The 22118-nt window shown below is 71.1% G+C and carries 18 protein-coding genes; 12 read left to right on the top strand and 6 right to left on the bottom strand.

Features of this window, described 5'->3' with window-relative positions:
• Positions 1 to 61 precede the first annotated feature (61 nt).
• Positions 62 to 376, bottom strand: a complete 315-nt coding sequence (locus GTY47_RS08140) for a hypothetical protein (protein ID WP_010037082.1) — start codon at positions 374 to 376, stop codon at positions 62 to 64.
• A 200-nt stretch (positions 377 to 576) separates the two neighbouring features.
• Here GTY47_RS08140 and GTY47_RS08135 point away from each other — a divergent pair, with 200 nt between their 5' ends.
• The 9 genes from GTY47_RS08135 to GTY47_RS08100 all read left to right on the top strand — a co-directional run bounded on the left by GTY47_RS08135 (position 577) and on the right by GTY47_RS08100 (position 8976).
• Positions 577 to 936 (top strand): arsenate reductase family protein, encoded by a 360-nt coding sequence (locus tag GTY47_RS08135; RefSeq protein ID WP_010037081.1) that lies wholly within the window; start codon positions 577 to 579, stop codon positions 934 to 936.
• Between the two features lie 115 nt (positions 937 to 1051).
• Positions 1052 to 1726, top strand: a complete 675-nt coding sequence (locus GTY47_RS08130; RefSeq protein WP_010037079.1) for a hypothetical protein — start codon at positions 1052 to 1054, stop codon at positions 1724 to 1726.
• Between the two features lie 377 nt (positions 1727 to 2103).
• Positions 2104 to 3135 carry a glutamine synthetase gene (gene glnII / locus GTY47_RS08125; RefSeq protein WP_010037078.1) on the top strand — a complete coding sequence of 344 codons (1032 nt, stop codon included), beginning with the start codon at positions 2104 to 2106 and terminating at the stop codon, positions 3133 to 3135.
• 163 nt (positions 3136 to 3298) lie between these two features.
• Positions 3299 to 3421, top strand: a complete 123-nt coding sequence (locus GTY47_RS41575) for a hypothetical protein (protein WP_010037077.1) — start codon at positions 3299 to 3301, stop codon at positions 3419 to 3421.
• Between the two features lie 118 nt (positions 3422 to 3539).
• A complete protein-coding gene (locus tag GTY47_RS08120; protein WP_010037076.1) occupies positions 3540 to 4163 on the top strand; it encodes a winged helix-turn-helix domain-containing protein in 624 nt (207 codons plus the stop codon).
• Between the two features lie 75 nt (positions 4164 to 4238).
• The gene (locus GTY47_RS08115) at positions 4239 to 5240 is read left to right on the top strand and encodes an NAD-dependent epimerase/dehydratase family protein (protein WP_040902832.1); all 1002 of its coding nucleotides are present in this window, start codon (positions 4239 to 4241) and stop codon (positions 5238 to 5240) included.
• Between the two features lie 85 nt (positions 5241 to 5325).
• Entirely contained in the window at positions 5326 to 6591 is a 1266-nt protein-coding gene (locus GTY47_RS08110; protein WP_010037074.1) for a sensor histidine kinase, read from the top strand.
• Positions 6576 to 7229, top strand: a complete 654-nt coding sequence (locus GTY47_RS08105; RefSeq protein WP_010037073.1) for a response regulator transcription factor — start codon at positions 6576 to 6578, stop codon at positions 7227 to 7229. The genes GTY47_RS08110 and GTY47_RS08105 overlap by 16 nt, the downstream gene beginning before the upstream one ends.
• Positions 7230 to 7431: 202 nt before the next feature.
• Positions 7432 to 8976 carry a DUF1996 domain-containing protein gene (locus GTY47_RS08100; protein ID WP_010037071.1) on the top strand — a complete coding sequence of 515 codons (1545 nt, stop codon included), beginning with the start codon at positions 7432 to 7434 and terminating at the stop codon, positions 8974 to 8976.
• Positions 8977 to 9053: 77 nt separating this feature from the next.
• Here GTY47_RS08100 and GTY47_RS08095 read toward each other — a convergent pair whose 3' ends face one another.
• Complete coding sequence (locus GTY47_RS08095; protein ID WP_010037069.1) at positions 9054 to 9500, bottom strand: hypothetical protein; 447 nt, start codon at positions 9498 to 9500, stop codon at positions 9054 to 9056.
• Positions 9501 to 9648: 148 nt separating this feature from the next.
• Here GTY47_RS08095 and GTY47_RS08090 point away from each other — a divergent pair, with 148 nt between their 5' ends.
• The 3 genes from GTY47_RS08090 (at position 9649) to GTY47_RS08080 (ending at position 12932) form a co-directional block, all read left to right on the top strand.
• A complete protein-coding gene (locus GTY47_RS08090; RefSeq protein ID WP_010037067.1) occupies positions 9649 to 10176 on the top strand; it encodes a tetratricopeptide repeat protein in 528 nt (175 codons plus the stop codon).
• Positions 10177 to 10224: 48 nt separating this feature from the next.
• Positions 10225 to 12147 (top strand): hypothetical protein, encoded by a 1923-nt coding sequence (locus tag GTY47_RS08085; RefSeq protein ID WP_010037065.1) that lies wholly within the window; start codon positions 10225 to 10227, stop codon positions 12145 to 12147.
• A 95-nt stretch (positions 12148 to 12242) separates the two neighbouring features.
• A complete protein-coding gene (locus tag GTY47_RS08080; RefSeq protein WP_086012483.1) occupies positions 12243 to 12932 on the top strand; it encodes a TetR/AcrR family transcriptional regulator in 690 nt (229 codons plus the stop codon).
• Positions 12933 to 12938: 6 nt separating this feature from the next.
• On the opposite strand, the gene GTY47_RS08075 is transcribed toward GTY47_RS08080, so the two are convergent.
• From GTY47_RS08075 to GTY47_RS08060, 4 genes are all read right to left on the bottom strand, one after another.
• Positions 12939 to 13295 (bottom strand): 5-carboxymethyl-2-hydroxymuconate Delta-isomerase, encoded by a 357-nt coding sequence (locus tag GTY47_RS08075; protein ID WP_029180972.1) that lies wholly within the window; start codon positions 13293 to 13295, stop codon positions 12939 to 12941.
• 35 nt (positions 13296 to 13330) lie between these two features.
• Positions 13331 to 14956, bottom strand: coding sequence for a fused response regulator/phosphatase (locus GTY47_RS08070; protein WP_010037054.1), 1626 nt, complete (start codon positions 14954 to 14956; stop codon positions 13331 to 13333).
• Positions 14957 to 15030: 74 nt separating this feature from the next.
• Positions 15031 to 20472 carry a pullulanase-type alpha-1,6-glucosidase gene (pulA, locus tag GTY47_RS08065; RefSeq protein ID WP_010037051.1) on the bottom strand — a complete coding sequence of 1814 codons (5442 nt, stop codon included), beginning with the start codon at positions 20470 to 20472 and terminating at the stop codon, positions 15031 to 15033.
• Positions 20473 to 20655: 183 nt separating this feature from the next.
• Positions 20656 to 22029, bottom strand: coding sequence for an alpha-amylase family protein (locus tag GTY47_RS08060; RefSeq protein WP_010037049.1), 1374 nt, complete (start codon positions 22027 to 22029; stop codon positions 20656 to 20658).
• Between the last annotated feature and the right edge of the window lie 89 nt (positions 22030 to 22118).

Raw genomic sequence — 22118 nt, 5'->3', positions numbered from 1 at the left:
GCACCCTGGAGAAGGGCACCCGGCGCTCCGGCCCAGCTGAGCTCAGGTCAGGTCAGTCAGCTCAGCGCGAGTAGCGCATGAACGCCCTCACCATGTGGCACGTCGTGTCCGACGGCGGGTGTACGCCGATCAGTTCCGCCGTGTCGCGGATCGTCTCGTTGCGGGCCTGGTTCGGCGTGTGGACGCCGGAGTCGAGCAGGGCGATGGCGAGGCGCATCGCCTTGAGGCGACGGTTGTGCGTGACGTACCACTCGCGCGGCCGGCCCGGCGGCAGCGGCCGCTTCTCCAGGGGCGCGTACGGCAGGTCGAGCAGGACGGGGCGCTTCGCGGTGGACTGGGTGGGCAGCGGCTTCGGCTTGAGTGCGGCAGCGGGCACAGGCATCCTCCTGTCGCGGTCAGGGCGGCACACCGGAGTCCTCGGCGATCCCGGCGCCACCCTCGAACACTGCTTCTATTCTACTGCCCACCACTGACAAAAGGCCCTGGCCACAAGGGCTTTCGGGGGTGGCGTGACGCAAGTGGAGAACGGGTTTCGGGCCCACGCTCCCCGGCGTCAGGAGGGCGTACCGTAGGCCCATGGAGATCTGGATCAACCCGGCCTGTTCGAAGTGCCGCAGTGCCGTGAAGCTGCTCGACGCCGAGGGCGCCGACTACACCGTCCGCCGCTACCTGGAGGACGTGCCGAGCGAGGACGAGATCCGGGGCGTGCTGGACCGGCTCGGACTGGAGCCCTGGGACATCACCCGCACCCAGGAGGACGCCGCCAAGGAACTCGGCGTCAAGGAGTGGCCCAGGGACGCCGGTTCGCGGGAGCAGTGGATCAAGGCCCTCGCCGAGCATCCCAAGCTGATCCAGCGGCCGATCATCACCGCGGACGACGGTACGGCGGTGGTCGCGCGCACCGACGAGGCCGTCCGGGGCGCCCTCTCCCGGTAGAGATCTCGTTTCCGTGTGACGCACGTTACGTCAGTGACTCCTGTAACCGCTGAGTAACCTCGTTCGGTATCTCGTACATAGCGACGTACGCTCCCCTACCTCTCAGGAGGCGCGCATGTCGCGCAGGAGAACTCTCGGTACGAAGAAGAAGATCGCGCTGCTGGTGAGCGCGGCGACCGTGGCGGGCGGCGGGGCCTTCGTCATGGCGAGCACGTCGAACGCCGCACAGACCCCCAAGTCGGCGGCGGAGTCGACGGTATGCCTGGGTCTCGCCACCGCCCTCGGCAACAACCAGAAGTTCATCGCGGACCAGCGGGCCAACCCGGACGCGCAGTCCGAGGCGCGGATCGCCAACCGCGAGGCGGTCGTCGCGGAGATCGAGCGGAAGCAGGAGGCGTCGGGCTGCGTGGCCGGGGAGTCGGCTCAGGACTCCCAGGCCACCCCGCCCGCGCAGCCCGCCCAGTCCGCCCCCGCGGAGAACCCCGGGCAGCCCGCGCAGTCCGCTCCCGCGGAGAACCCCGGCGGTGGCGCCGCGGCCTCCGGGCAGCAGGTGTGCAACGGCTCCACCGTCACGCTCTCCGGCGAGGGTGGTGCGCCCGCCGCGTCCAGCAACCAGTTCCCGGCCGGCACGAAGCTGAAGGTCACCAACCTGGACAACGACAAGTCCACGACGGTGGAGGTCACTTCGGTCTCCGGCAGCTGTGTGCTGCTCAACAACGCGGCTTTCGAACAGGTCCGTGAGCCCGGCAAGTTCCTGATCCGCCGGGCCGTGATCGAGAAGGTGGGGTGACGCCGGGCGAACGAGGACGAGTGAGTCACTGAGGCGGCGGCCCGCCTTTCGGCCGCCTCCTCGTACGTGTCAGCGGTCCTGCCGCTCCCGGCCAGGAGCGGCAGGACCGGCGTGTCCGGGCCACGCGGCACCGGTCATCGGGTTCTGGTCACCGGCTTGACGGAGGGGAGCCGGTGACCAGCCCGTCCCTCGGGGGCAAACGCCCTCACAACGTGAGGTAGGGCACAACGACACCAGGTAACACGGGGTTCACATTCGAGCAATGGCCGGGAAATCGCCTGTTGACAGGCTGCCGGGCATTGACGCGGCGCCCCAGTGCCGCAGCGCCGCAAGCACCCGCGATACGCGCCCAGACACACCCCCGAAGGATGTGGCCCGTGACCTTCAAGGCTGAGTACATCTGGATCGACGGCACCGAGCCGACGGCCAAGCTGCGTTCCAAGACCAAGATCATCTCGGGCTCCCCCGCCGGTCTCGACGCGCTGCCCATCTGGGGTTTCGACGGGTCCTCCACCAACCAGGCCGAGGGCCACGCCTCGGACTGCGTGCTCAAGCCGGTCTTCACCTGCCCGGACCCGATCCGCGGCGGCGACGACGTCCTGGTGCTGTGCGAGGTCCTGAACATCGACCTCACCCCGCACGCCAGCAACACCCGTGCCGCGCTGGCCGAGGTCGCCGAGAAGTTCGCGGCCCAGGAGCCGATCTTCGGCATCGAGCAGGAGTACACCTTCTTCAAGGACGGTTACCCGCTCGGCTTCCCCAAGGGCGGCTTCCCGGCCCCGCAGGGCGGCTACTACTGCGGTGTCGGCGCCGACGAGATCTTCGGCCGTGACGTCGTCGAGGCCCACCTGGAGAACTGCCTGAAGGCGGGTCTGGGCATCTCCGGCATCAACGCCGAGGTCATGCCCGGCCAGTGGGAGTTCCAGGTCGGCCCGCTCGCCCCGCTGGAGGTCTCCGACCAGCTGTGGGTGGCCCGCTGGCTGCTCTACCGCACCGCCGAGGACTTCGACGTCGCGGCGACGCTTGACCCGAAGCCGGTGAAGGGCGACTGGAACGGCGCCGGTGCGCACACCAACTTCTCCACCAAGGCGATGCGCGAGGGCTACGACGCGATCATCACCGCGTGCGAGTCGCTCGGTGAGGGCTCCAAGCCCCTCGACCACGTCAAGAACTACGGCGCCGGCATCGACGACCGCCTGACCGGTCTGCACGAGACCGCCCCGTGGAACGAGTACTCCTACGGCGTGTCCAACCGCGGCGCCTCGGTCCGTATCCCGTGGCAGGTCGAGAAGGACGGCAAGGGCTACATCGAGGACCGCCGTCCGAACGCCAACGTCGACCCGTACGTGGTGACCCGCCTGCTCGTCGACACCTGCTGCTCGGCGCTGGAGAAGGCCGGCCAGGTCTGACCGACGCCACAAGGCTCCCGAGGGGCGCCCACCGTTCGCGGTGGGCGCCCCTTCGCGTTGGCCGGGTGGGCCTCCGTCCGGCCGGCCGTCCGCTCTCCCGGTCGGTGTCCAAGGTGTGAGAGGAGGGTCCCGGCACCCGGTACCGGTCTGCTTCAATGGCCCCATGGCCAGCTACCAGAAGCACACCGCGACGGGTCGCCATGACCTCGAGCCCTTCTGGCCGTCCCGTCAGGACCACGACTTCGACCGGGTGTGTTGCCGCGCGACGAACGCGCCGGCCCTCTAAAGCCGTACACCCCGGCCTTCGGCCAGCGCGAACCGCGTACGTCCTCGGCGAGCCCGACCACGAACTCGCGGCCGTCGATCCTCCCGACGAACTCCTCGCGCGAAAGAGCTGACCTCTCATGGCGACCACTCGTTCCCTGTCCACCGCCGCCCCCGTCAACTCCCCGTCGGCCACCGGGCCCCGGCACCGGCTGCGTGCCGTCGACCGGGACGAGGTGGTGACGGTCGCGGATCTGCTGCCCCCGGGCGCCACTTGGCTGCCGGCGCCGCAGCACACCCTGCCCACGCTCCCCGGGCAGCCGCCGATGATCGGCTTTTTGGTGCTCGTCCCGGCCGACCAGCAGCCGCCGTTCCCGGTGGCGGTGCCGGACCGGCCGCAGGCCGCCCGTCCCGGAGGCCCCGCGGGCCTTCACGACACCGCGGGCCCCGCGGGGCCCGAGCCGGGCGGCGAGCCGCCGATCCGGGTCGACACCGTGCAGCGCACCGCCGAGGTGGCCGGGCGGCCGCTCGATCTCACGTATCTGGAGTTCGAGCTGCTGGCCCACCTGGTGGCGCATCCGGGCCGGGTGCACACCCGCGACCAGCTGGTCGGCACGGTGTGGGGCTACGGGCACGTGGGCGACGGCCGTACGGTCGACGTCCACATCGCCCGCCTGCGCCGCAAGCTGGGGGCCGAACACCGCGACACGATCCGCACGGTGCGCCGGGTCGGCTACAAGTACGTGCCCCCCGTGGGTGGCTGAGCCGCCGGTACCCGCCCGTCTGCTGACGGCAGACACGCGTTCCGTCCCGCCGCCCCGGCGGGCAGGGTCGACGGCATGAGACTTCTGATGCTGGGTGGTACGGAGTTCGTGGGCCGGGCCGTCGTGGAGGCGGCCCTGGGGCGGGGCTGGGAGGTGACCGTCTTCCACCGGGGGCGGCACGAGGCACCGCCGGGCGTGCGGTCGCTGCTCGGCGACCGCAGCACGCCCGGCGGTCCGGCCGCCCTCGCCGAGGACCCGGGCGAGTGGGACGTCGTGGTCGACACCTGGTCAGCGGCGCCCCGGGCGGTGCGGGACGCGGCGCGGCTGCTGCGGGGCCGCGCCCGTCGGTACGTGTACGTGTCGAGCTGCTCGGTGTACGCGTGGCCCCGGAGCGCCGGGCACGGCGAGGACGCGCCGCTGGTGGAGGGCGCCTCGGCCGACGCGGAGCAGACCGCGTACGCACAGGACAAGCGCGGTGGTGAACTGGCCGTGCTGGACGCCTTCGGCGAGGACCGGTCGGTGCTCGTCCGGGCCGGGCTGATCCTCGGCCCGTACGAGAACATCGGCCGGCTGCCCTGGTGGCTGGGCCGGATGGCGCGCGGCGGCCCGGTGCTGGCCCCGGGCCCGCGCGAGCTGGCCCTCCAGTACGTGGACGTCCGTGACCTGGCCGAGTGGGTCCTGCACGCGTCGGAGCGGGAGCTGAGCGGGCCGTACAACCTGGTCAGTCCGCAGGGGCACACCACGATGGGCGAGCTGCTGGACACCTGCGCACGGGTCACCGGCGGCGCGGCCGAACTCCGCTGGACCGAGCCGGAGGTGATCCTCCGGGCGGGCATCCAGCCGTGGACCGAGCTGCCGGTGTGGGTGCCGCCGGGCAGTGACCTGCACGACGCCCTGCACAACAGGGACGTCTCCCGGGCGGTCGCGGCGGGGCTGAGCTGCCGGCCCGTGGAAGAGACCGTGGCCGACACGTGGCGGTGGCTCCAGGACGTCGGCGGGGTGGCGCCCCAGCGCCCGGACCGGCCGAGCTCGGGCCTCGACCCGGAGGTGGAGGCGAAGGTGCTGGGGACGGGCTGAGGCGTGCGAGGTGTACGTAGCACCACCCCTGGAGCGGGTGTTCCGGCCCAGTGACCCCGCACCCCCGCTCGGCGAGACTGACGCCATGACCACCGACATGAAGAGCGGCAACGGGCGCACGAAGGGGCGGGGCCTCGTACTCGCGGCGATGCGGGGGCTGGGGGTCGCCCTGGTCTCCCTGCCGGGGGCGGTGCTGTGCTTCACCCTGTCCCTGGTGTCCATGGCGCTCATCCCGATCGGGATCGGGCTCGTCACGACGCCGTACGTACTGAAGGGGGTGCGGGCGTTCGCGAACTGGCGGCGGGTGCTCGCGGCGGAGTGGGGCGGGGTGCGGATACCTCCGGCGTACCGGCCGCTGCCGAGGGACGCCAATCCGTGGTCGCGCACGTTCGGGATGCTGCGCGACCCGGCGACCTGGCGGGACCAGATGTGGCTGCCGGTCGACATGACGGCGGGGTTCCTCACCGCGCTGCTGCCGGCCGCGCTGTGGCTGTACCCGTTGGAGGGGTTCGCCCTCGCGGCCGGGCTGTGGCGGGTCTTCCCCGAGGGGTACTGGTACGGCTTCGTCGAGGTCACCGGGCAGCTGTCGGCGTTCGGTGCCGCCGCCCTGGGTCTGGTCGTCCTCTTCTTCGCGCACTTCCTCACCCCGCTGCTGCTGGACGTCCACTTCCGGCTCACCCAGGCCGTGCTGGGCTCGGGCCAGCGCGCACTGGCCGAGCGGGTGCGGGTCCTGACCGAGACGCGGCGCGATGCCGTCGACACCTCCGCCGCCGAACTGCGGCGCATCGAACGGGACCTGCACGACGGTGCCCAGGCCCGGCTGGTCGCGGTCGGCATGGACCTGGGCACCATCGAGGCGCTCCTCGACAAGGACCCGGCCAAGGCCAAGGAGCTGATCGCGCAGGCCCGCAGGTCCTCGGTCGAGGCGCTGTCCGAGCTACGCGAGCTGGTGCGCGGCATCCATCCGCCGGTCCTGGCCGAGCGCGGACTGGGCGACGCCGTACGGGCGCTGGCGCTGCGGTTGCCGGTGGTCACCGAGGTGAACGTGGACCTGCCCGGGCGGGCGGAGGCGCCCGTGGAGTCGGCCGCGTACTTCGCCGTGAGCGAGGTGCTCACCAACGCCGTGAAGCACTCCGGCGCCGACCGGATCTGGATCGACCTGCACCACGCGGACGGCCGTCTGCGGGCGACCGTCACCGACAACGGCAAGGGCGGTGCGGTGATCGGGGCCGGTTCGGGGCTGGCCGGGGTCGAGCGGCGACTGGGTACATTCGACGGCGTCCTGGCCGTCGGCAGCCCCGCGGGCGGTCCCACCATGGTCACCATGGAGATCCCTTGCGCGTTGTCCTAGCCGAAGACCTCTTCCTGCTGCGCGACGGACTCGTCCGGCTGCTCCAGGCGCACGACTTCGAGATCGCGGCGGCCGTCGAGTCCGGGCCCGAACTGGCCGCCGCGCTGGCCGAGCTGGAGCCGGACGTCGCCGTGGTCGACGTCCGCCTGCCGCCCACGCACACCGACGAGGGGCTGCAGTGCGCGCTCGACGCCCGCAGGAAGCGGCCCGGGCTGCCGGTGCTGGTGCTCTCCCAGCACGTGGAGCAGCTGTACGCGCGGGAGCTGCTCGCCGACGGCAGCGGCGGCGTCGGATACCTGCTGAAGGACCGGGTGTTCGACGCCGAGCAGTTCGTGGACGCGGTGCGGCGGGTCGCCGCCGGTGGTACGGCGATGGATCCGCAGGTCATCCAGCAGCTGCTGGCGCGGCAGTCCGGCGACGACCGACCGCTGGCCCGGCTGACGCCCCGGGAGCGGGAGGTGCTGGAGCTGATGGCGCAGGGCCGGTCCAACGCGGCGATCGCGGGCAGGCTGGTCGTGACGGAACGGGCGATCGCCAAGCACACCGCGAACATCTTCGCCAAACTGGGACTGGAGGTCTCGGACGACGACAACCGGCGCGTGCTGGCGGTTCTCGCGTATCTCGACCACGGCCGGTGATATCGGACCGGCTTTTCACCCACGGTCGGGGATCAACAACTCCCGGTGTGACAGGGGCTGTTGAGAACACAGCTCCCTCACGAATCTCGCATCAATTTCCGAGACATCTGAACACCCCTGGGACGGCCTCCGTATGGAAGGGAGCCGCTTCACTCCTGTCGGGCGCCTCGATGCCCCCGAAAAAGGAAGTCAGAGGAGTTCCATGGGACGCAACACAAGAAAACGCCGGACGCCGCTGGCCACCAAGGCCATAGCCGCATCGGCGGCCCTAGCGCTCGGTGGGGGCGGGCTGATCTGGGCAAACTTCTATGCCTCGGCGCATGAGGAGAACTCGGCGAACCAGACGAAGTCCGCGGGCGCGCAGATCGCCACGATCCAGTGCCCGGACGTCGGACAGCAACTGACCGATGTGCCGGACGGTGCCCGCCAGGGGGTGGACAAGGAGCTGGCGAACCTCGACAAGCAGATCAGCGAGGCCTACACCCGGCTCGCCTCCACGCGCCAGGCTCAGGCCGGTGACCCGGGCTTCGTCAACAACGCCATCCTCGGCCCGCTGAAGTCGAAGCGGACCGCGGCCATCGACCGGATCGGCATCAACATCCGGCGGGTGGGCGGACAGGCCCCGGACAACCTCGCCCAGATGGCCGAGTGCAAGGGCATGGCCGCCGACGCGAACACCAACGACGGCAACGCCGGGGGCGGCCAGAACAACGACGGCCAGAACAACGACGGTCAGGACCAGGGCCAGAACAACGGCGGTCAGGACCAGGGCGGTGACAACGGCCAGGACCAGGGTCAGGGCGGCAACGGCGGTCAGGCCGGCAACGGCCCGGTGGCCGACGACTTCATCAACATCGAGGATGTCCAGCCGAACTCCCGCAACCTGCCGAACGGCCTCGCCGCGAACGGCGACGGTGGTTCCACGGGCTCGTTCACCACGAACTGCGGCACCAACGAGAACGAGAACCGCAACTCGGACAACGTGATCGTGGCGCCCGGCGTCTCCAACGGCGCGCAGCACCAGCACGACTACGTCGGCAACCAGAGCAACAACGCCTTCGCGAGCGACGAGGACCTGGCGAACGCCGAGACGTCCTGCCAGAACCAGGGCGACAAGTCGTCGTACTTCTGGCCGGTCATCCGTATCCAGGACGGTACTCAGGACATCGACCAGGGCCAGCCCGGTGGCGGTCAGGACGGCAACGTCGGCAAGATCGTCGAGCCCGCCGAGGCCCAGCTGAAGTTCGTCGGCAACCGGACGAGCGACGTCGTCGCGATGCCGAAGGCCCTGCGCATCATCACCGGTGACGCCAAGTCCTTCACCAACGGCCTGAACAACGCCAACACCTCCTGGAGCTGCACCGGCTTCGAGGACCGGCAGGTGACGGACAAGTACCCGATCTGCCCCGAGGGCAGCTCCGTGGTGCGGACGTCCAACTTCCAGAGCTGCTGGGACGGCCAGAACATCGACAGCGCCAACCACCGCACCCACGTGGACTTCGTGGAGGCGGACGGCAGCTGCTCGAACGGCTTCAAGGCGATCCCCCAGCTCCAGGTCCGCCTGGTCTACGACGTCCCGGCGCCGCAGATCAACAACGGGCAGATCCAGAACGCGTTCGCGGTGGACTCCTTCCCGGAGCAGCTGCACAAGGCGATCACCGACCACAACGACTTCATCAACTTCTTCGACGAGAACGTGATGAACGAGATGGTCCAGTGCATCAACAACGGCGAGGACTGCCAGTAGTCCTCACTCGGTAAAGCAGCGGAAAGCCGGCGGTGGGATTTCCCACCGCCGGCTTTCGCTCGCCCCGGCCCGCGCGGTCAGCCGTGATGGCTGCCGCCGTCGTGACCGCCCTTGTTGTGGCTGCCGCCGGGGTTCATGTGCTCGGAGCCCTCCTCCATGGTTCCGCCGAGGGTGCCCTGGAGCGCCGTGACCGTCTTCTCCTGGCCGATGGCGACCCACTTGCGGCCGACGAGGTAGTAGCCGCCGTAGTCCTTGGCGCTGTTCAGCCATTCGCGCTGACCGCGGTCGGTGGCGAAGGTCGCGAGGACGTATTTCTCCTTGCCCTTCTTGCAGAGGGCCTGGCGGATCTCGTCCGCGTCGGTCTGCATGTCGGGCTTGCACTTGGCCTCTGCCGCGATGTGCTCCAGGCTGCCGGTCACCGCCTCCGGCACGGCCGCCTCGTCCTTGCCGCCGGATCCGCAGCCGGCCAGCGCCAGTATCGCCACCGCGCCGCTCAGCGCGAGCATCGGTCGGGTCACCCTCATCTGTTCCTCCGGTCCTTGTCACGGCACAATCCGGACGCATGCCGCACGGAGCCCCGGCTAAGGCTCTCTCGCCTTCGATACGGCTGCGGAGCCCGTGGTGCTCAAAACCCGGTGTCCGGCGTGGGCACTCCTGTGCGAGTGTGTCCCGGTGAACCAGGACTGGGAAGATCGCACGGCCGCCCTGTGGGACCGGTTCGACGGCTACGCCGAGACCGAGGAGGACGAGGCCCGCTTCCGTGCCGACGTCGACGCCCTCGTCGCCGAACTGCCGGAGGGCAGCCCGCTCGGGCCGTTCGAGCAGGCCTGCGCCTGGGACTCCACGGGCCACTCGGACAAGGCGGTCCCGCTCTACCGGGAGGCGCTGGCCCGCGGTCTCGCCGAGGTCAGCCCCTACAGGACCCGCCGGACGAAGATCCAGCTGGCCAGCTCGCTGCGGAACATCGGGCAGGCGGAGGAGGGTGTCGCGCTGCTGACACCCGAGCTGGACGCTCCCTCCGACGAGCTGGACGACCCCGTACGCGCGACGCTCGCGCTGTGCCTGTCCAGCCTGGGCCGCGATCGCGAGGCGTTGTCCCTGGCCCTCGGCGCCCTGGCCCCGCATCTGCCGCGCTACCAACGCTCGATGGCGAACTACGCCCGGCTGCTCGTGGAGCCCGGGGAGTCGCCTGGGGCATGACGCTCCGCTGTCAGGTGACCATCCACCGATTCGCTCGTTCTGCTGAACGTGCAGTCACAGGATGTCGCCCAGCGCCCCGCGCCCCCTTCCCCCGCCGGCCAGGTCGTCGATGTCGAGCAGGCCGAGGCCGCGCTCGTCGAGCACTACCCGAGGCTCGTGCGGCTCGCCTATCTGGTGCTGCCAGCCGGGCTGGGCCGCAGCCGCCGCGTCCTCACCGCGCACGCCCTCACCCAGCGGGCCCTCCCCCGCAACCGCACCCCGGCCCCGGTGATCCCGGCGCAGTCCACCGGCCGGGACGGCGACCCGGGCTACGCCCTGGTCCGTCTCCAGGTGCTGCGTACGGCTCTGGAGGCGGGGCTGCCCTTGAAGCGCAAGGCATGGCCCAAGAGGTCCCAGCTGCCGCCGCTGCTGCCGCAGGTGTGGGGCTTGAAGCTGTTCCCGCGCTCCGGCGGCGCCGACGAACTCGCCCTGGACCAGCGGCTGTCCACCCTGTCCGGCCCGGCCCGGGCCGCCTACGCCCTGCGCGGCCTGGAGCGGCTGACGGACGACGGCGTACGCAAGGTGCTCACGGCTGCGAGCGTCGCCGACGCGGACGGTGCGCTGCTGGAGGCCGACGGGATCCCCGCGCAGTACGGGCTGCTCGACTCCCCCGAGTTCGACCCCTGCTCGCTGCAGGCCCGCCCCACCGACCTGATGCGGCGCCGCCAGCACCTGAAGGCCGCGCTGGCCGCCGGGGCGGCCCTGCTGGTGTGCGGGGCGCTGCTGGGTCTGCCCGGCGAGGGCTGGGGCCCCGACGGCGCCGCCGCGCCGCCGTACGCGCGCAATCCGGCCGCCCAGGCCGCCCTGGACCCCGCGAAGCTGACCCGGGTCTCCCCCACCGCGTGGCGCGGCTCGGCGCGCACCGACTTCTCGGTGTGGCCGGCCCGCGGCGACCTCACCGGCGACTCGGCCCTGCTGCGCCGCGCCCTGGCCGTCTGGGCCCGCCCCGGCGAGACGGTCCGGGTCTCCGCGACGCCCGGCACCGCGTCCGGCGGCCCGGCCGGACCGCCCCAGCTGCTGTACGCGGGGACGGTCGACGCGGCGCGCGTGGTGATCCTCTACGACGGTCTGCGCATCGCCCGGTACGCCGAGCCGAAGGAGGGCACGCAGGGCGCCGCCCTCGACTTCGCCCGGGTCGACGGCGCGGGCCGGGCCGAGGCGGGCGCGGTGGTCCTGGGCCGGGCCGACGGCAACGTCCGTTATCTGACCGCCCCTTGGGTGGAGAAGGCGGGCGAGCGGGACCTGATGAAGCCGGGCTCCGGCGCGATGGACCTGTCCCTCACCGACGGTGTGACCGCGCCGCTGGCCAGCCCGGTCCTGCGGTCGGACGCGTGCACGTCGTGGAACGTGCTGCAGCTGACCGACGGCACGCGGACGCGGTTGCTGACCGACCTCGGCGAACTGGTTCCGGCCCGGCTCACGGCCGGCCGGCCCGGGTCCCCGCGCGAGGCGGCCGGCGCCGCGGCGCTGCGCACCTGGGCGCCGTTCGCCTGCTCGCTGGGCACGGTGCGCTCCGCGGGCGTGCGGAGCGTCAACGCCTGGGCGTTCAACGAGCAGCCGCTGCCGGACGCGAGCGGTTCGGCGGCGTGGGTGTGCACCCGGGCCGAGACCTGGCGGGGCGGCGGGGCGCGGGTGCTCGCCCAGTTCCACACGCCGGGCGGGCGGTACGGGGCGGTGGCGGCGAAGGCCGAGAACGTTCCGGCGTGCGGGGCGCGCGACCCGCACGTACTGGCCGGAGTGCTGTGGAAGTCGAAGGCGGGCGACTGGTATCTGCTGGCCGCCGGCAGCCGGGAGACCGCGTCGATCCGGGCGACGGGCGGGGTCGGCGGGTCGTCGCGGACCAGTCTGCTGACCGTGCCGGCCGAGCAGGGGGCGCGGGCCGAGCTGAAGGGCACGCTGCGGGACGGGCGTTCGCTCGGCGGCCTGCGCTGACCGACGGCCCCGGGCGCCCGCCCCGGCCCATCCGGGTGAACATCCCTGATCGATCCGATCCGTTCAAGGCCGGAATCGATCGGTAAGGTGTTCGCATGACTACCGGGGTTCGCCGCAGAATGGGAGTCGAGGAGCGGCGGCAGCAGTTGATCGGCGTCGCCCTCGAACTGTTCAGCCGCCGCTCGCCCGACGAGGTCTCCATCGACGAGATAGCGTCGGCCGCGGGCATTTCACGCCCGTTGGTCTACCACTACTTCCCCGGCAAACTCAGCCTGTACGAGGCCGCGTTGAAGCGGGCCTCGGACGATCTCGCGGCCCGTTTCGTGGAACCGCACGAGGGGCCGCTGGGGGCGCGGCTGCTGCGGGTGATGCGCCGCTTCTTCGACTTCGTGGACGAGCACGGCCCGGGTTTCTCCGCCCTCATGCGCGGCGGCCCGGCGGTCGGCTCCTCGACGACCAACGCGCTCATCGACTCCGTACGGCAGGCCGCGTATGTCCAGATCCTTTCGCATCTGGGCGTGACCGATCCGCCCGCGCGGCTGGAGCTGGTCGTGCGTTCCTGGATCTCGCTCGCCGAGTCGACGGCGCTGATCTGGCTGGACGGCCGGCGCATCCCGCGGGCCGAGCTGGAGGTCCAGCTCGTCCACGACTTCGCCGCGCTCACCGCAGTCAGCGCCGCCCAGGACGCCGAGATGGGCGCCCTGATGCGCCGCATCGCCCAGGAGGAGCCGGCCGACGGACCGTTCGCCCGGCTGGCCGGCCGTCTGCCGGCGCTGGCGACCTGAGACCGCTCAGCATTCGAACTTCCGGTACGACGCGTCCAGTTCCCGCACCTCGGCGGAGGCGTGCAGCACGCGTCCCTCGGCGGCCTTCACATGGGTGCGCAGCAACTCCAGGGTGGCCTCGGTGAGCCGGGCCTTCGTCTCCTCGGTGCGGCCGGGGAGCAGCGCGATGTGGACGTGCACATGGGCGTGTCCCCCGGTCTCGGGGCCGACCACGACGTCCTCGGTCCGGCGGAACCGGGTCTTGCACGCCGGCGGCTTGGCGGCCGCGATCTCGACGGTCGCCTCGTGCAGCGCCCTCGCGAACCCGGGCCGGTCGAAGCCGTCGGCGAGGTCGGCGGAATAGTCGACGGTGATCTGCGGCATGAGCACTCCAGTTCTGGGCGGTCAACGGGCTCACCTTAGACAGACCCCAACCGCAGGGCCAGCATCGCGATGTCGTCCTCCCGGTCCCGGCCGAAGCAGCCGAGCAGCACGTCGCAGAGGGTGTCGAGGCCGGCCGGGGCGTCGGCGGCGGCCGTGCGGAGCTGTTCCAGGGAGGTCTCCAGGGGGGTGCCCCGGGTTTCGATGAGGCCGTCGGTGACCATCAGGAGGCGGTCGGTGGGCTCCAGGTGCCGCTCGGTGGGCGCGGGCCGTTCCAGGCCCAGCCCGAGCAGCGGACCGCAAGCGTCGACGTACTCGGCGCCGCCTCCCTCACGCAGGATCAGCGGCGGGATGTGCCCGGCGTTGGAGATCCGCACCCGCCCGCTGCCCGGGTCGACCAGGGCCAGGCACACGGTGGCCGTGATGTCGGGGTGGTACTGCTGGAGCATCCGGTCGAGCTGCTCGGCCAGGACCACCGGGTCGCTCTCGGTCACGCAGTAGGCGCGCAGCGCGTGCCGGATCTCGACCATGACGGTGGCCGCGTCCAGCGAGTGACCGACGACGTCCCCGACGGCGATGAGCACGCCCTCGCCGGTGCGCAGGGCGGCGTAGAAGTCGCCGCCGATCTCGGTCTGCCGGGAGGCGGGCACGTAGCGGACGACGATGTCGACGCCGGGCAGGTGCGGCAGCTTGTGCGGCTGGGGCAGGAAGCTGTGCTGGAGGGTGAGCGCGACGTGCCGCTCCACCCGGTACAGCAGCAGCGGCTCGGCGGCCAGCGCGCAGGCCTGGGCGAGGCGGGCGAGCAGCCCGTCGGCCGCGGGGTCGGTGATCGCGGTCCGTCGTACGGGGGTGGCGAGACAGACCGCCGTCCGGCCGTCCTGGGCGGTCGCCACGGTCAGGCGGGCGTCCTCCTCGACGCCCGGACGGAACATCCCGGCCGGCCACAGCGGCGCGGGGACGACGGTGCCGTGGACGCCCGTGCGGCCCTCCGCGAGCCGGGTGACCAGCCGTGCCGCCGCCTGGTGGGTGCCGCTGTCCGCGGGCGCGGGACGGCAGCGGGCCGTGCCCCGGTACGGCTCGCCGTCCGGGCCGATCACGAACACCACGGCGGGCGAGGCGGTGAGGCGGGCGGCGCCGTCGGCGGCCGCGGCGGCGAGTTCCCGCGGACAGCGGGCGGTCTGCACGGTGACGATGGCCTCGGACAGCAGCGTCAGACGGTGGACGGCGGTCTCGGCCCCCGTGCTGCGGCGGGCCCCGCGCACGGCGGCCCGAACGACGGCCTGGATCTCCTGCGGCTCGGCGGGCACGGTCAGATAGGCGTCGCCGCCCGCGTCCAGTCCCCGGCACCGGTCGCCGGGCGCGGTCGCGGCGGCGGAGAAGTGCACGACGGGCAGGGCGCCCATGGGCGGCCGGGCCCGGACCCGGCGGCACAGTTCGAAGCCGCTCATGTCCGGCAGGCCCACGTCGACGAGGGCCACGTCGGGCAGGGTGCCGTCCCGCAGCCGGACGTCGAGTTCGACGAGCGCCTCGCCGCCGCTGGCGACCGGCACGACCTGGTGGCCGGCCCGGGTCAGCACCGCGCCCATGGCGTACCGGCTGGCCGCGACGTCGTCGACGACCAGCACGGTGGTGCCGGGGGTGTGCTGTGTGCCGTTGCCGTCCATCTCGACTGCCCCTCGGGGCGTACGTGGGTGGGGCAGACCGTCGGTCGCGGTCTGCCCCACCCAACGTAGTGCGGTTATCCGGCGGCCCGGGTGAAGACGGCGACCGTGCGCCCCGGAACGGCGAACGTGCCCGATTCCGCCGCGTAGGAGGACGACTTGACGGTAGAGTCCGCCCCCGCCGCCTGCACGGGGTGCAGCCGGTAGCCGGTCCCGGCGAGTGCGGGGACGCGCTGTTCCTGCCGCTCGGGCGTGGCGTTGAAGACCACGACGAGGTCACCGAGCCGCATGGTGATCACGCCGGGTGTCTCGTCCTGGCCGGACAGCGGGAAGGAGAGCCGGGACTGCACCCGCTCGGCCGTGCCGAGGGAGAAGTCCTGCTCGGTGGTGCGGATCCGCAGCAGGTCGCGGTAGGCCGCCGAGGCGCTGTCGATCTGCTCGCAGCCCACCCTGACCTTGCTCAACAGGGGCTTGGCGTACGGCCACTTGGCGGCGTTGTCGGCCGCCATGGGCAGTCCGCGGCCGAAGCCGTTGCCGTCGGCGCAGTTCCAGTGGACGGCGTTGAACCAGTCGCCGCTGTCGTAGGAGTTGCGGTCCAGGGACTTGGAACGGAGCAGGTCGGTGCCGGCCTGGGAGAGGGCCGGGCCCTGGGACAGGGTGGCCGTCGCCATGGCGAGGACCTGCATCCGGGCCCGGTCGGACGCACTCGTCGTGGCGGGCAGCTTGAAGGCGAGCGCGTCGAAGAGGGACTCGTTGTCGTGCGCGTCGGCGTAGGCGAGGGCGTCGCCGGGGGCGTCCGCGTAGCCGGCGGGTGAGCCGTTGTAGTCGACCTCGGCGCCCTTGACCTCCTTGCCGCCGGTGTCGGTGAACCGGTAGGAGGCGAGGTTGCCGGACAGCCCGACCTTGATCAGGTCCTGGTAGTGCAGCAGGCGGGCCTTCTGCTCGGCCGGAGTGCCGTTGTGCTCCGAGGAGTTGGGGTCGGTGTAGAGGCCGGACGCGAAGCCCTGCACGCCGGGGTCCTCGTCGAAGGGGCCACCGCCGCGCACGGCGTCACGGGCCCGGTCGGAGAAGGTGGCGATGCCGGTTCCGGCCATGTTCTTCTGCGTGGCCTGGACGAACCGGGCGTCGTCGGCGACCTCACCGAAGTTCCAGCCCTCCCCGTACAGGATGATCTTCTTGCCGTCGACGCCGTCCTTCTCCGGGGTGAGCGCGTCGAGGGCCTCGCGGACCGCGAGGATGTTGGCCTTCGGGTGGTGGCCCATGAGGTCGAAGCGGAAGCCGTCGACCTTGTACTCCTTGGCCCAGGTGACGATCGAGTCGACGACCAGCTTGCCCATCATGGCGTTCTCGGGGGCTGTGTTGGCGCAGCAGGTGCTGTTCGCCACCGAGCCGTCGGCGAGGAGCCGCTGGTAGTAGCCGGGCACGATCCGGTCGAGGACGCTGGTCCGCTCCTGGCCGGCGGCCGCGGTGTGGTTGTAGACGATGTCCATCACGACCCGCAGGCCGTCGTCGTTCAGCGCCTTGACCATCCTGCGGAACTCGACCGTGCGGGCCGTGCCGTCCGGGTCGGTGGCGTAGGAGCCCTCGGGGACCGTGTAGTGGTACGGGTCGTAGCCCCAGTTGTAGGCGTCCTTCGCGGCGATCTTCCCGACGCACTCCTGCTGCTTGTCCGAGTCGGCCGGGTAGGAGGCCAGGTCACAGTCGACGCCCGCCTGGTCGGCCTTGCGCTCCGGGATCGTGGCGATGTCGAAGGCGGGCAGGAGGTGGACGTACGAGGTGCCCGCCTTCGCCAGCTCGCGCAGGTGCTTGGAGCCGTCGCTCGCCTTGTCGGTGAAGGCGAGGTAGGTGCCCGGGTGCTTCGCCGTCCGGTCCTCGACGGAGAAGTCCCGGACGTGCAGCTCCTGGATCTGGGCGTCCCTCAGCGGTACGGCCCTGGGCTTGGTGTACGTCGACCAGCCGCTCGGCGCCAGGGACTTGTCGCCGAGGTCGACGACCAGGCTGCGCTCGGAGTCCGCGGTGAGGGCGACCGAGTAGGGGTCGGTGACCTTGTTGGTGACGACCTTGCCGGCGCTGGGCGCCCAGACCTTCACGGCGTACCGGTACGGCTTGCCCTTCCAGGACTTCGGGCCGGTGACGGACCAGACGCCGGTGGCGCTGTCGCGGCGCATGGCGACGGTCCTGCCGTCGAGTTCCAGGGCGACGGACTGCGCGGTCGGCGCCCACACCGACAGGGTGGGGCGGCCCTTGGCGAACGTCGGTCCGAGGTCCGCCCTTGTGGCGCCGGAGTACAGGTCGTCGAGGACACCGGCGGTCTGGACGCCGGTGGCCGCGAGCACGGCTCCGTTCGCCGCGTGCCGGGTGGCGACGACCTGGCCGCGCAGGGCCTCGCGGACCCGGTCCCGGTCGCGCGGGTCGACGGTCCAGGCGGCGTGGTCCTTCAGGTGCGGGAACCTGGCCTTCTGGGCGTCGGTGAGCTCGCTCTTCGACAGGCGCAGCCACTTGGCGTCCCCGGTCAGCGTGCCGTCCTTCACCGCGATCGAGCCGTCCAGGCTGTACAGCAGCTGCGTGGAGGCGGCGGCCTCGGAGCTGTTCCAGGCGAGGGTGTTCCGGTCGATCCAGACCGCCTTGGAGGTGGTCAGGTCGAGGGCGGCGGAACTGCCCGCGGGCTGCGGGAGCAGGTACTTCTCCTGGCCGTTCACCAGCCACACCTCGTGGCCGTCGGCCTTGAGGTCGAGCGACTGGTCGGTGGGCAGGTCCTTCTCGTCGCCCTTGTGGATGATGTAGCTGAGACTGGTGGCACCCTCGGTGAGCGGCACCTCGAAGACAGCGCCATAGGAGTCAGTCTTCACCGGCTTCAGGGGGTTCGACCAGTCGGTGGGGTTCGCGGCGCCGGTCCAGACGTGCAGTCCCCAGCCGTCGTAGTTCCCGTCGGCCCGGTGGTAGTGCAGGACGGCCTTGCCCTGGTCGGGCGCCGGGTACTCGGGCCGCTCGGTGGTGACGGTGTCCTTGCCCTGCTCGATCCAGACTTCACCGGTCTTGGTGACGTCGATCGTGCGGTCGGTGGAGACGTCCTTGTCGCCGTCCTTGTCGATGACGAGGAAGCCGACGTTCGAGGCGCCGGGCTTGAGCTTGACCCAGGCGAAGGCGCCGTAGGCGTCCCGGCCGGTGAAGGGGTGGCTCTCGGGCCACTCGGTGGCCTCGCCCTCGGCGAGGTCGCCCCAGGCGTACAGGCCCCAGTCGGCGTAGTCGCCGTCCGCACGCTTGTAGTGGACGATCGCGTAGTCGCGGGCGGAGGCGGTGGGCGGCTGAGGGGCGGGCGGGGTGCCGGTGGTGGAGCCGGCCAGGGCGCTCGCGGTGCGGCCGGCCGAGTCGACCACGACGGCCTTGTAGCGCAGGGCCGTACCCGGTGCCACGTCCTTGCCGATGGTGTGGGTGACCTTGTAGGGGGCGTGGTCGGCGGAGCCGAGGACCTGCCACTTTCCGTTGCCGGTCTGCGCGGCGAAGACGACCCGGTTGAGCTGCCCGCCTCCCCCGCTCTCGGCTTCGCTCGAGCGGGAGGTGCCCCCATCGTCCGCGGTGACCTCGACCGTGCCGGTGGCGCCGGCCGCCGGGGCCTGCAGGCTGATCGTCGGCCCGGTGGCGGGCGCGGCGAGCCTGCCGGCCGCCTTGAGGACGATCGCCGAGCCGGGCGGGACGGTGACGGTGAGCTTCCTGTCGCCGTCGCTCTTCGGGGCGGCGTCGGTGCCGTGGATGCCCTTGAAGACCATGCCGGCCGAACCGGTCGCGAAGGTCGCCGTCCTCGCCTCGTCCGCGTTGTTGAAGGCGACGACGTACTCGATGCCGCTCTTGGCGTCCGTGCGGGAGAAGGCGTACACACCAGGGCCGTCGGCCGCGTACCGCTGCTGCTGGACGCCGTCGGCCAGGGCGGGGTGGGCCTTGCGGAGCGCCGCGAGAGCACTGATCTGGCGGTAGAGCGGTGCTCTCGTGTCGTAGGCGTCGTCGGCGTGGGTGCGGTCGGTGCCGATCCGGTCGTCGTCGAGGTAGTCGGCGGTGCGGGAGGCGAACATGCTCTGCCGGGCGTCCTTGTCGCCGCCCGCGCCGGTGAAGCCCTGCTCGTCGCCGTAGTAGACGACGGGGTTGCCGCGGCTGAGGAACATCAGCTCGTTGGCGAGCTTGTCCTTCTTGAGCAGCTCGGCGTCGGTGGCCTTCGGGTCGTCCTGCTTCAGGAAGTGGCCGATCCGGCCCATGTCGTGGTTGCCGAGGAAGGTGACCTGCTCGTACGCGTTGGCCTTGTCGGTCGTGTACTTGTAGTCGTCGCCGAAGACGCTCGCGAGCTTCTGCGCGCTGCCGCCCTGGGAGGCGTACTGGCGGGCCGCCTCCTGGAAGGGGAAGTCGAGCGTGGCGTCGAGGCGGCCCCGGGTGACGTACGGGGAGGTGACGTCCGTGTCGGCCGAGTACACCTCGCCGAACATGAAGAAGTCGTCCCGGCCCTTCTTGGCCGCGTAGGCGTCGAGGGCCGTGGCCCACTGCGTCCAGAACTCCATGTTGACGTGCTTCACGGTGTCGATCCGGAAGCCGTCGACGCCGAAGTCCCGCACCCAGCGCTGGTAGATCCGCTCCATGCCCCGCACGACCTCGGGCCGCTCGGTCCACAGGTCGTCGAGGCCGCTGAAGTCGCCGTGGGTGGAGCTCTCACCGGCGAAGGTGGAGTCGCCGCGGTTGTGGTACATCGTCGGGTCGTTGAGCCAGGACGGGACCTTGACGTTCTTCTTCGCCGCAGGGACGGTCGGAGTGCGCGGGAAGGAGCCGCTGTCGACCTCCGGGAAGTCCCGTCGCCCGTCCGCGTAGTCCGCGTCGTCGAAGGGCTTGCCGTCCTTCGTCAGGTACGGGAACGCCCCCTTGGACAGGTAGTCGTAGGACTTCTCCTCGTAGTCGACGACGTCCGCCGTGTGGTTGGTGATGACGTCGAAGAAGACCTTCATGCCCTTGGCGTGGGCCTTGTCGATGAGGGTTTCGAGGTCCTCGTTGGTGCCGAAGTGCGGGTCGACCTGAGTGAAGTCGGTGATCCAGTAGCCGTGGTAGCCGGCGGACGCGTTGGCCCCGGTGCCCTGCACGGGCTGGTTCTTGAAGATCGGGGCCATCCAGAGGGCGGTGGTGCCGAGGCCCTTGATGTAGTCGAGCTTCTTGGTCAGGCCCTTGAGGTCGCCGCCCTGGTAGAAGCCCTTGTCGGTGGGGTCGTAGCCGGTGGCGAGGCGGGAGCCGGTCAGGCCGCCCTTGTCGTTGCGCGGGTCGCCGTTGGCGTAGCGGTCCGGCAGGACGAAGTAGAACTGCTCGCGGGTGGCGTCGTGGCGGGCGGGCTCGGCGGCGAGCTTCGCGTCGGACGGGGGCGCCGGTGGGGTGGCCGCCCCGGCGGCGAGCGGCTGGACGAGTGCTGCGGCCAGCGCGGTGGCAGTGACCGCGGCGATCCGTCCGGCACGGGAGGTTCGGCGCCTTGAGGGCGCACGCCATCTCGGTATCACTGACGTGGACTCCTTGCGATTGCGGCTCTCTCGGGTCCGACCCCGCGCGACCGTATCGCCGCCGAAACACTTACAGCAAGAGTCTTGAAACCGCTGGAAAGAAATTTCAACCACCTCGTCAGCCCCCGGGGAACGCAGGCCGGCACTCGATGAGCGTCGGTCCCACGTTCCCCGCTGGTGCGCTTAGCAGCTGGACTTGCCGGCGTAGATCGCCAGGGCGGTGTCGGAGCCGAGGGTGGCGGTGAACTGACCGCTGGAGTTCACCGTCACGGTGGTGTTGTTCTGCACGTTGCAGTACGTCCCCGCGGGCAGCGACGTCTGGTACGTACGGCTCAGCGATCCCGACTCGTGGTTGATGGCCACGAAGCCCTTGCCGCCCCGCCCGAACGCGATGGCGTCGTTGCCGTTGTCCCACCAGTTGGTCACGGCCTCACCGCGCGTGGCGTTGCGGAAGGCGACCATCGACCTGATCTCCGGCCAGTTGTGCTGGCACTTCCAGCCGTCCTGCCAGCACGCGTTCACCTGACCGCCGTTCGGTGGGCCGGCGTCGTGGTCGGTGAACTCGTAGCCGGAGTTGATGTCGGGCGCGCCGTAGGGCCAGGCCAGCATGAAGACGTTGGCGAGGGTGTAGTTGGCGCCGTCCTTGTAGCTGAGGGTGGAGCCGTTGCGCTCGGTGTCGTGGTTGTCGACGAAGACACCGGAGACGCCGCTGCTCATATAGCCCCAGCCCTCGCCGTAGTTCTTCAGGTAGGCGAGGTTCTCGTTGTTGAAGACCCGCTTGAGGTCGTAGGCGTAGCGGAACTCCTGGACGTCGCCGTTTCCGGTGTACTCGGTGGGCTGGACGGCCTCGCCGGCGCCGTAGATGACCTCCTGCTTCCAGTACGCCGACGGATTGCTCAGCCGGGACTTGATGTTCGCCAGGTCGGCGGCGTCCATGTGCTTGGCCGCGTCGATGCGGAAGCCGTCCACGCCGAGGGAGAGCAGGTCGTTCATGTACCCGGCGACGGCCCCGCGGACGTAGTTCTCGCCGGTGTCGAGGTCGGCGAGGTTCACCAGTTCGCAGTGCTGGACGTTCCAGCGGTCCTGGTAGTTGCCGATCTGGCTCGTGCAGTCGTCGAAGTCGGGCGCGGAGTAGAGGCCGGGGTAGTTGTACTTGGTGTACGACGAGCCGCCGGTGCCGGTGCCGCTGCCCGCGGACATGTGGTTGACGACCGTGTCGACGACGACCTTCACACCGGCCGCGTGGCAGGTGTTCACCATGCTCTGGAAGGCCGCGCGGTCACCGAGCCGGCCGGCGATCTTGTAGCTGACCGGCTGGTACGACGTCCACCACTGCGGGCCCTGTATGTGCTCGGCGGGCGGGGAGACCTGGACGTAGCCGTATCCGGCGGGGCCGAGGGTGCCGGTGCACTCGCGGGCGACGGAAGCGTACTTCCACTCGAAGAGGACGGCGGTGACGTCCTTGGTGCCAGGTGGGGAGGCCTGTGCACTGGACGGGTTCATGACAACCGCAGCCGCGGCGAGCGCGACGGCGGCGGAGAGGTGTCTGCGTGCCATGTGGGGTTTCCTTCTTCGTTGAAGGTTCTTGCTGCAAGGTTCAGAAACCTTGCGGTGACGCAGATGTTAAAGGCCCGCCGCCCGAAAGG

This window comes from Streptomyces sp. SID5464, assembly GCF_009862985.1.
In the GTDB taxonomy this organism is placed as follows: domain Bacteria; phylum Actinomycetota; class Actinomycetes; order Streptomycetales; family Streptomycetaceae; genus Streptomyces; species Streptomyces chartreusis_D.
The sequence above is the reverse complement of the archived record's forward strand: the minus strand, read 5'-3'. Positions and strand labels throughout refer to the sequence as shown.

Excerpts from the sequence above, each read along its gene's own strand:
- GTY47_RS08095 (WP_010037069.1), bottom strand. The coding sequence starts at position 9,500 with ATGAGGGTGACCCGACCGATGCTCGCGCTGAGCGGCGCGGTGGCGATA.
- GTY47_RS08135 (WP_010037081.1), top strand. The coding sequence starts at position 577 with ATGGAGATCTGGATCAACCCGGCCTGTTCGAAGTGCCGCAGTGCCGTG.
- GTY47_RS08115 (WP_040902832.1), top strand. The coding sequence starts at position 4,239 with ATGAGACTTCTGATGCTGGGTGGTACGGAGTTCGTGGGCCGGGCCGTC.
- GTY47_RS41575 (WP_010037077.1), top strand. The coding sequence starts at position 3,299 with ATGGCCAGCTACCAGAAGCACACCGCGACGGGTCGCCATGACCTCGAG.
- GTY47_RS08060 (WP_010037049.1), bottom strand. The coding sequence starts at position 22,029 with ATGGCACGCAGACACCTCTCCGCCGCCGTCGCGCTCGCCGCGGCTGCG.
- GTY47_RS08110 (WP_010037074.1), top strand. The coding sequence starts at position 5,326 with ATGACCACCGACATGAAGAGCGGCAACGGGCGCACGAAGGGGCGGGGC.
- GTY47_RS08100 (WP_010037071.1), top strand. The coding sequence starts at position 7,432 with ATGGGACGCAACACAAGAAAACGCCGGACGCCGCTGGCCACCAAGGCC.
- GTY47_RS08075 (WP_029180972.1), bottom strand. The coding sequence starts at position 13,295 with ATGCCGCAGATCACCGTCGACTATTCCGCCGACCTCGCCGACGGCTTC.
- GTY47_RS08080 (WP_086012483.1), top strand. The coding sequence starts at position 12,243 with ATGACTACCGGGGTTCGCCGCAGAATGGGAGTCGAGGAGCGGCGGCAG.
- GTY47_RS08120 (WP_010037076.1), top strand. The coding sequence starts at position 3,540 with ATGGCGACCACTCGTTCCCTGTCCACCGCCGCCCCCGTCAACTCCCCG.
- GTY47_RS08130 (WP_010037079.1), top strand. The coding sequence starts at position 1,052 with ATGTCGCGCAGGAGAACTCTCGGTACGAAGAAGAAGATCGCGCTGCTG.
- GTY47_RS08070 (WP_010037054.1), bottom strand. The coding sequence starts at position 14,956 with ATGGACGGCAACGGCACACAGCACACCCCCGGCACCACCGTGCTGGTC.